At 65.2% G+C, this 8,807-nt stretch carries 7 protein-coding genes; 1 reads left to right on the forward strand and 6 read right to left on the reverse strand.

Features of this window, described 5'->3' with window-relative positions; genetic code table 11:
* The 6 genes from KGM94_RS20605 to KGM94_RS20630 form a co-directional block, all read right to left on the reverse strand.
* A partial coding sequence (locus tag KGM94_RS20605) for a dihydrodipicolinate synthase family protein (protein WP_300263526.1) occupies positions 1-335 on the reverse strand: 335 nt, incomplete at its 3' end.
* Positions 336-439: 104 nt separating this feature from the next.
* The gene (locus KGM94_RS20610; RefSeq protein WP_300263528.1) at positions 440-1,318 is read right to left on the reverse strand and encodes an SDR family oxidoreductase; all 879 of its coding nucleotides are present in this window, start codon (positions 1,316-1,318) and stop codon (positions 440-442) included.
* Positions 1,319-1,471: 153 nt separating this feature from the next.
* On the reverse strand, positions 1,472-2,332 hold the full coding sequence (locus KGM94_RS20615; RefSeq protein WP_300263530.1) for a MaoC family dehydratase: 861 nt from the start codon (positions 2,330-2,332) through the stop codon (positions 1,472-1,474).
* A gap of 102 nt (positions 2,333-2,434) precedes the next feature.
* Positions 2,435-2,824, reverse strand: a complete 390-nt coding sequence (locus KGM94_RS20620; protein WP_300263532.1) for an OB-fold domain-containing protein — start codon at positions 2,822-2,824, stop codon at positions 2,435-2,437.
* The gene (locus tag KGM94_RS20625; RefSeq protein ID WP_300263538.1) at positions 2,824-3,981 is read right to left on the reverse strand and encodes a thiolase domain-containing protein; all 1,158 of its coding nucleotides are present in this window, start codon (positions 3,979-3,981) and stop codon (positions 2,824-2,826) included. The genes KGM94_RS20620 and KGM94_RS20625 overlap by 1 nt, the downstream gene beginning before the upstream one ends.
* A 142-nt stretch (positions 3,982-4,123) precedes the next feature.
* Entirely contained in the window at positions 4,124-7,615 is a 3,492-nt protein-coding gene (locus KGM94_RS20630) for an indolepyruvate ferredoxin oxidoreductase family protein (RefSeq protein ID WP_300263534.1), read from the reverse strand.
* 270 nt (positions 7,616-7,885) lie between these two features.
* On the opposite strand from KGM94_RS20630, the gene KGM94_RS20635 reads away from it, so the two are divergent.
* Positions 7,886-8,807, forward strand: a 922-nt coding sequence (locus tag KGM94_RS20635; protein ID WP_300263536.1) for a cytochrome c, incomplete at its 3' end; no start/stop codon positions are given.

Here is an 8,807-nt window from a genome sequence, read left to right on the forward strand (position 1 = left end):
AGCGACGGCGGCGGCGCGATCATCACGCCGGCCGCGCCCGCATCCATCGAGGCCCGCGCCAGCGAACGCATCGAAGCAAAGCCCGGCGCCGAGACGCCGACGATCACCTGCATTGTCTTGGCGCGCTTGACGAAGCCGACCGCGACCTGCTCGGCTTCGGCCGCGTCGAGCTTCGGCGCCTCGCCGAGAATGCCGAGCACCGTGACGCCGTCGCAGCCGACTTGCTCGTAGAACTCGACGAGGCGGTCGATCGAGCGCTCGTCGATGCGGCCGTCATCGCTAAACGGCGTCGGCGCGATCGCGAAAGTGCCCTTGGCTTCGGCGGTGAGTTTCATCCTCTGTCCTCTCGTTCGTCATTCCGGGGCGATGCGATAGCATCGAACCCGGAATCTCGAGGTTCCGGGTTCGGCTCTGCGAGCCGCCCCGGAACGACCGTAGATTAGAATCGCCGCGCCGACTTCTTGATCTCGTCCTCGGAAAAGAAGATCTCCTCGGCGTGATCGACGATGTCCTGGGCCTTCCAACCCGTGTGCGGCGGTTTCCAGCCTTCCATCTCCATCATCCGCATTTCGCGCACGCCGCGGGGCCCGGACACGCCCAGCACCTTGCCGGTCTGGTCGCCCGACAAATCGCTGACCATGTATAGCACGGCCGGCGCGATGCCGTCCGGCCCGAGCGCCGCACCCGGGTTCTCCTTATAGCGGGGCAGGTCTGCGGTCATGCGGGTCAGCGCGCCCGGCGCCAGCGTCCAGATCCGGATGTTGTACTTGCGGCCCTCGATCGCCAGCACGTTGGAGAGGCCCCAGATGCCGCCCTTGGCCGCGCCGTAGTTGGTCTGGCCGAAATTACCGATCAGGCCCGAGGTCGAGGACGTGTTGACGATGACCCCGCCACCGTTTTCCCGCATCCAGCGGAACACCGGCATGGTGCAGCAGAACGTGCCCTTGAGATGCACCTTGATGACCTGGTCCCAGTCGGACTCGCTCGCCTTGGCAAAGGTCTGGTCGCGCAAGATGCCGGCATTGTTGACCAGGATGTCGGCGCGGCCGAAATTCTTGATGGCGTCGTCGAACACCGACTGGCCGCCGGCCATGGTGGAGATGTCGGCGCCGTTGGCGACCGCCATGCCCCCCTCGGCCTTGATCGCGTCGACCACCTCTTGCGCCATCGACTTGTCGGCGCCGGAGCCGTCGCGGGGGCCGCCGAGATCGTTGACCACCACCGCCGCACCCTCGCGCGCGAACAGCTTTGCGTAGGCCTCACCCAGCCCGCCGCCCGCGCCGGTGATCAGCGCAACCTTGCCGTCGAGTAGTCCCATGGTGGCGTCTCCCCTGTTGTCGTCCCTCGTGTCCCGGACGCGATGCAGCGTGAAACTCTGCGTCGCAGAGCCGGGACCTATCTTTCCGCATCGACGTGGGCCCCGGCTCTGCGGCGCGTCATTGCATGCCGCGCCGCGTCCTGGGCGCGAGAGCTAACCGAGCACCGTCCTGCCGCTCTTGATCACGGTAACGCCGCGCGAATTCACCTTGGCCTCGAACGAGACCACGTTGCCGTCCTTCCAGAGGTCGACGGTCACGGTCTCGCCGGGATAGACCGGCGAGGAGAACCGCACCGCATGCTGGCGGAACGCCGCCGGATCGTAATCGGCATAGGTCTGCAGCACGGCGCGGCAGGTGAGGCCGTACGTGCACATGCCGTGCAGGATCGGCCGCGGGAAGCCCGCCTTTTTCGCAAACTCGGGATCCGAGTGCAGCGGGTTGCGGTCGCCGCAGAGCCGGTAGATCAACGCCTGATCCGGGCGCGTCGTGATGTCGACGGTCCTGTCGGGCTTGCGTGACGGCATCTGGTGCGGCTCGGGCTGCGTCAGGTTGGGACCGCCAAAACCGCCGTCGCCACGGGCAAAGCGCGAGGCGACCAGCGTCGCGAGTGGCTCGCCCTTCTCGTTCTTGAGCACGGTCTGGTGGCTGATCACCACACCCTTGTCCTTGCCCTTGTCGTAGACCTCGCGCACGGTAGAATCGGCGGTGATGTTGGCGGCGGTCGCGAGCGGCCGGTGGAAGGTGATGTCGCGCTCGCCGTCGACCACCAGCACGCGGTTGAGGTTCATCTCGCCGGGGCCCGCGCCCCAGGCCGCCACCGATGCGAAGGTCGGCACCACCTTGAGCGGCCGCGGCGTGAACACCGCCTCGTTGACGAAGGCCAGTTCCTTCTCGTCCATGGGATCGGTGCCCATGCCGATGCCGTAGGCGTAAAGCATCACCTCGCGGTCCGCGTAGGCATATTTCTGGCCGAGGTTCTTCAGGCCTTTGAGTTCTTCGTATCTGGCCGACATTGCTTTCGACTTCCTCCCGAGATCCTTATCCGCGAGCATCCACGAGCAGAGGCGCCCGTCGATGTACCCTCTCCCCTTGTGGGAAAGGGGAGAGGGTAAGACCTACACCGGCGTGAAAAACGGCAGCGGGGCGCCGTCGGTGGGCTTGAACACCACCCTCACCTGCTGGCCGATCTTCAGGCTCGATAGGTCGCAGTCGACGAAATTGGTCTGCACCGACGGCCCCTCCTTCAGCGTGACGTAGCCGATCGCGTACGGCCCGGTCGGCGACTTCCGCATCAGGCTGTAGGTATAGATCGTGCCCTCGCCGGACGCCTGCTCCCACTCCGTCTTGTTGGAGTAGCAGAACGGGCAGATCGAGCGCGGAAAATAATGAGCTTCGCCGCACGCCGTGCAGCGCTTGATCATGAACTTGCCGGCCTTCGCCGCTTCCCAGAACGGCGCAGTCTCGGGGTTGGTCACGGGTGCCGGGTATTTCTTGCCATCTGCCATCACACGCGCTCCAGGATTGCCGTCGAGGCGGCGTGGCGCACGCCCAGGAGTCCGCCGGTGCCGTGGGCGATGGCGAGATCGCAGTTCGGAACCTGCACCTTCGGATGCGCCTCGCCGCGCAACTGCCGGACGACCTCGATGATCTTGGTCATGCCGCCGCGGTTGACGGGATGGTTGCTACAGAGACCGCCGCCGTCGGTATTGAACGGCAGCTTGCCGACGCCGGAGATCAGATTGCCGTCGGCGACGAACTTGCCGCCCTCGCCCTTCTTGCAGAAGCCGAGATCCTCGATCTGCATCAGAACCGTGATGGTGAAGCTGTCGTAGATCGAGGCGTATTTGATGTCCTTCGGCGTGACGCCGGCTTCCGCGAAGGCGCGCGGGCCGGACCACACGCCCGCGGAGTAAGTGAGATCGAGATCCTTGCCGCCGCGCGGGCCCTTCATGGCCTCGCCATGGCCGATCAGGCGCACCAGCGGCTTCTTCAGGCTTTTTGCGATCTCAGGCGTGGTCACGATCAGCGCGCCGCCGCCGTCGGAGACGACGCAGCAGTCCATGCGATGCAGGGGGTCGGAGATCATTGGCGAATTCAGCACGTCCTCGACGGTGACGACCTCCTTCAGCATCGCGTGCGGATTGTATTGCGCGTGATGGGAGGCCGCGACCTTGATCCAGGCGAGCTGCTCGGAGGTGGTGCCATAGTCGTGCATGTGGCGCATGGCACACATGCCATAGGCATTGTGGGTGGTGGCGCCGTAAGCGGCCTCGAAATCGACCTCGGCGCCGGCGGCGCGCGGCGGCATCACCCCGGTACGCGGCTTGCCGGCGAGCGTGATCAGCGCGATCGAGCACTTGCCCGCAGCGATCGCTTCGGCGGCGTGCCCGAGATGGATGATGTAGGAGCAGCCACCGGTCTCGGTAGAATCCACATGGCGCAGCTTCTTGGTGTTGAGGCCGAGATAGTCGACCATCGGCCAGGCGCCGCCCGGGGCGTCGCCGGCGCAGAAATAGCCGTCGATGTCGTCCTTGCTGATTCCGGCGTCCTCGATCGCGCCCTTGGCAACCTCGCCGTGGAGCTGCGCTGTGGATTTATCCGGCGCATGCCGGGTCGGGTGCTCGTAGATCCCGGCAATGTAGGCCTTGCCCTTGATGGTCAATGAAGTCTCCACTGGCGCTTCTTGTTCAGGTTTTTTCTGACGCGCCGGGGCCGCCTTGGCAAGCGCGGAAATATTCCGCTCCGCGAGACGGCAGCGGCTTGGCGCAAGTGGAGCGGGAAACTCTCGTGTCCCGGACGCGCCGCTACTCCGCCGCGATCTGGCGCGGTGCAGGCGGCGGGCTCGCGAGGTCGGCGGCGAGCTGGATATAGCGGACCCTGGCGTCGGCGACCGCCTTCTCTTTGACCGGGCCGTAGCCGCGGATCCGGTCGGGCAGCGACAGCAGCTCCACCGCGGTGTCGTGCGTGGCCGCCGACAACAGGCCGAGCACGGTGGCGATGTCCTTCTCGTAGCCGGCGATCAGATCGCGCTCGAGCTTGCGCTCGGCGCTGCGGCCGAAGATGTCGAGCGGCGTGCCGCGCAGGAACTTGAACTTCGCCAGCACGCGGAGAACCCCGAGCATTCGCGGACCGAAGGCGCGCTTCCTCGGGCGGCCCAGCGCATCGAGGCCATTGCTGAGAATCGGCGGAGCGAAGTTGAAGGTGAATTTGTAGTCGCCCTCGAACTGATCGCGCAGCTGCTGCTCGAAGGCGCCGTCGGTGAAGAGCCGCGCGACCTCGTACTCGTCCTTGTAGGCGAGCAGTTTTGCGTAGTAGATCGCGACCGCGCGCGGCAGCGCCTCGCCATAACCGCCCTCGCTTGCGGCAGCGCGGACCTGATCGACCAGCTTGCGATAGCGCCTGGCGAGGCGTCCGCTCTGGTAGGCGGTGAGATGCCTGGTGCGATGCTCGATGATCTCGTCCAGCGTCATCGCGTCCAGGCTCTTCGGCAGCACGATCTCGTCCTGGCCTTTCAGCATGTCGTGAAGACGAGCGGGATCGGCGACCGCGAGACGGCCGAGCCGGAAGGCCTCCTTGTTCATCTTGACCGAGACGCCGTTGACCTCGATCGCCTGCTCGATCGTTTCTGCCGACAGCGGCAACAGGCCCCTCTGATAGGCGTAGCCCATCATCATCATGTTGGTGGCGATGCTGTCGCCGAGGAGTTGCTCGGCGGGACCGGTGAAATCGAAGAAGTCCGAATCCTTGCGCAGCGCAGTCTCCAGCACCGCATTCACCTTGCGGGTCTGGAAGTTGAAGTCGCGGTTGAGAATGAAGTCGGCCGTGGGAATGACGTGGCTGTTGATGATGCCGTGGGTGCGGCCGGAATCGCAGAGCGTGATCGTGTCCTTGGAGACTGCGACCACCTCGTCGGCGGCAAGCACGAGGTCGGCGGTGCCGGTGACGATGCGCGAGCACGTGACCTCGGCGGGATGGTCCGACAGCCTAACATGGCTGAGCACCGCTCCGCCCTTCTGCGCCAGCCCGGACATGTCGAGGATCATCGAGGCCTTGCCCTCGATGTGAGCAGCCATGCCGAGCAGCGCGCCGATGGTCAGAACGCCGGTGCCACCGACGCCGCCGACCGCGATGTTGTAGGGCTTGTCCAGCGCCGGGCGCGACGCAGGTTCAGGCAACTCGCCGATGTCGGCAAGCTCCGCCGGCGCGCGGTGCCGCGGCTGGCCGCCGTCAACGGTGACGAAGGACGGGCAAAAGCCCTTCACGCAGGAATAGTCCTTGTTGCATGAGGACTGGTTGATGGCGCGCTTGCGGCCGAACTCGGTCTCCAGCGGCTCGACCGAGATGCAGTTGGACTGCACCGAGCAGTCGCCACAGCCTTCGCAGACGGCAGGGTTGATCATCACCCGGCGCGGCGGGTCCTCCATCAGGCCGCGCTTGCGGCGGCGGCGCTTCTCGGCCGCGCAGGTCTGCACGAAGACGATGGCCGAGGTGCCCTTGAACTCGCGGCACATCTTCATGACGTTCTGCAGTTCGTCGCGGTGATATGTCTTGACGCCGGGTGCGATGCTGTCGGCCGGATAGGCGTCGGGAGCTTCCGAGACCAGATAAATCTCGCGGATGCCTTCGGCGTGAAGCTGGAAGGTGATCTGCTGCGGCGAAAGATCGCCGTCATGGCGCTGGCCGCCGGTCATGGCGACGGCGTCGTTGTAGAGGATCTTGTAGGTGATGTTGGCCTTGGAGGCGACCGACTGCCGGATCGCCAGAATGCCGGAGTGGAAATAAGTACCGTCGCCGAGATTGGCAAAAATGTGGTTCTCGTTGGTGAAGGGCGCGATGCCGACCCACGGCACGCCCTCGCCGCCCATATGCGTGAACGTCTCGGTCGACCGGTTCATCCAGAGCGCCATGAAGTGGCAGCCGATGCCGGCGAGCGCGCGGCTTCCTTCCGGCACCTTGGTCGAAGTGTTGTGCGGACAGCCGGAGCAGAAATACGGCGTGCGGGAGATCGGCGCCACGGCCTGCATCTGCGTCGCCTGCCGGCCGTTGAACCAGTCGGCCTTTGCGCGCAACATCTCGGCGATTTCGGGATTGAGATTGAGGCGAAGCAGGCGTTCGGTGAGCGAGGTCGCGAGCGACGCGACGGACAATTCGGCGGCGAAGGCCAGGAAGCGCCTGTCGTGCTCGTCCATCTTGCCGACGATGCGCGGACGGACGTCGTCGCGCCAGTTGAACAGCTCCTGCTTGACCTGGTTCTCGACGATCTCGCGCCGCTCCTCGACGATGAATATCTCTTCCAGCCCGACCGCGAACTGCCGGACGCCTTCCGGCTCCAGCGGCCAGGGCATGCCGATCTTGTAGAGACGAAGCCCGATCCTGGCGGCGATCTCCTCGGTGATCCCGAGTTCGCGCAGCGCCTGGCGGACGTCCTCATAGCTCTTGCCCGACGCCATGATGCCATAGCGCGCATTCGGCGAGTCCATCGTGACGCGATTGACCCTGTTGGCGCGGGCAAAGGCGATCGCCGCAAATCCCTTGTAGTCCTGCAGACGGCGGTCCTGCTCGAAACGGTCGTCGGGCCAGCGCAGATTGAGGCCGCCGGGCGGCATCTCGAAATCGTTGGGGATGATGAAGGGCTTCAACTCGTCGGTGAGGTCGATCTCGGCCGTGGTCTCCACGGTCTCCGTGATCACCTTCATGCCGACCCAGCAGCCGGAGTAGCGCGACATGGCGATACCCAACAACCCCATCTCGATCATCTCGTGGATGCTGGAGGGATAGAGATAGGGCATCAGCGCCGAGATGAAGGCGTGGTCGGACTGATGCGGAACGGTGGAGGACTTCGCGCCGTGGTCGTCGCCCGCCAGACACAGCACGCCGCCGTTCTTGGCCGAGCCCGCCGCATTGCCGTGGCGAAACACGTCGCCGCAGCGATCGACGCCGGGGCCCTTGCCGTACCAGATGCCGACCACGCCATCATATTTGGCGCCGGGCGAGAGGTTCAATTGCTGCGAACCCCAGATCGCGGTCGCCGCTAGGTCCTCGTTCACGCCGGGCTGGAACTTGATGTTGTACTGTTCGAGATGTTTTCTGGCGGCGAACAATTGCTGATCGTAGCCGCCCAGCGGCGAACCGCGATAGCCGGAGATGAAGCCTGCGGTGTTCAGCCCCGCGGCGCGGTCGCGCCGGATCTGGGCCATCGGCAGGCGGACCAGCGCCTGGATTCCGGTGGTGAAGACGTGTCCGGTCTCCTGGATGTATTTCTGATCGAGACTGATCGAACCCTGGTTGATGCCCATGCCGTCCTCTTTGCACCCTCTTAAACCCTTGGTCTCTTGGGTCTTTCCCACCCGCTCGTGTCAGCTAGGTGGGGCCGATCGTCCGCGCCAGACTATGTCGGAATTTCAAACCGCTGCATCACAAATCTGGCGCAAACATCGCACGTTCAAGAATTCGCAATTTCGTGGCCGGAAGGGCGCCGCCGCTTTCAATTTGTGTCAACATGGCGGGGGCATCGCGAAATGACGTAACGTGGGGCCATGGCGATTGGTCGCAGGGGAAAGCCGATGATGCGGGCGATTCTGGCCGGACTGATTTTGTGCAGTGCAGTCGCGCACGCCATAGCGGCCGGCGAGCCGTCGCCGGAGACGATCGCCAAGGGCAAGGCGCTGGTGGAGGCCGGCGACTGCGCGAGCTGCCACACCGCCGATCCGGCAAAGCCGTTTGCGGGGGGAAAGCGCATCGACACCCCGTTCGGCGGCATCTACTCGCCGAACCTGACGCCCGATCGTGACACCGGCATCGGAGCCTGGAGCGATGCCGACTTCACGCGCGCCTTGCGCTACGGCGAGGATCCCGATGGCTCGCATTATTATCCAGCCTTCCCCTATCCCTATTTCACCCGGATGACCAAGGACGACACCCTGGCGATCCGCAGCTATCTCGCCACGCTGACGCCGTTCAAGAACGAGGTGAAGCCGCCGGAGCTGCGCTGGCCGTTCGGCTATCGCGTGCTGATGCGGGCGTGGAACTACCTGTACTTCAAGCCGGGCCTGTTCGAGCCGGACCAGAGCAAGAGCGCGGAATGGAATCGCGGCGGCTATCTCGTCACCGGGCTCGGCCATTGCGGCGCCTGCCATACGCCGAAGAACTTTTTCGGCGCCGACAAAGACGGGTTGGCGTTCACGGGCGGAGAAGTGGCGGGATGGTTCGCGCCACGGCTCGATGGCGCCGCGCCCGGCGGACTGAAATCGTGGAGCGCCGCTGACATCGCCGAATATCTGTCGAGCGGGCGCAACGGCAAGAGCCACGCCGACGGGCCGATGGCCGAGGTCGTGGTCAACTCGACCTCGAAGATGAGCGAGGCGGATGTGCGTGCGATCGCGGTCTACCTCAAGAGCCTGCCGGCCGGGCCCCCGGAACCCGCGGTGACGCCGCCGCAGGACGCCGCAATGAAGGCCGGCCAGGCGATCTATGCGCGGCTGTGCGTGG

It is taken from the genome of Bradyrhizobium sp. (assembly GCF_028868675.1).
Taxonomy (GTDB): Bacteria; Pseudomonadota; Alphaproteobacteria; order Rhizobiales; family Xanthobacteraceae; genus Bradyrhizobium.

Excerpts from the sequence above, each read along its gene's own strand:
- KGM94_RS20610 (WP_300263528.1), bottom strand. The coding sequence starts at position 1,318 with ATGGGACTACTCGACGGCAAGGTTGCGCTGATCACCGGCGCGGGCGGC.
- KGM94_RS20615 (WP_300263530.1), bottom strand. The coding sequence starts at position 2,332 with ATGTCGGCCAGATACGAAGAACTCAAAGGCCTGAAGAACCTCGGCCAG.
- KGM94_RS20620 (WP_300263532.1), bottom strand. The coding sequence starts at position 2,824 with ATGGCAGATGGCAAGAAATACCCGGCACCCGTGACCAACCCCGAGACT.
- KGM94_RS20630 (WP_300263534.1), bottom strand. The coding sequence starts at position 7,615 with ATGGGCATCAACCAGGGTTCGATCAGTCTCGATCAGAAATACATCCAG.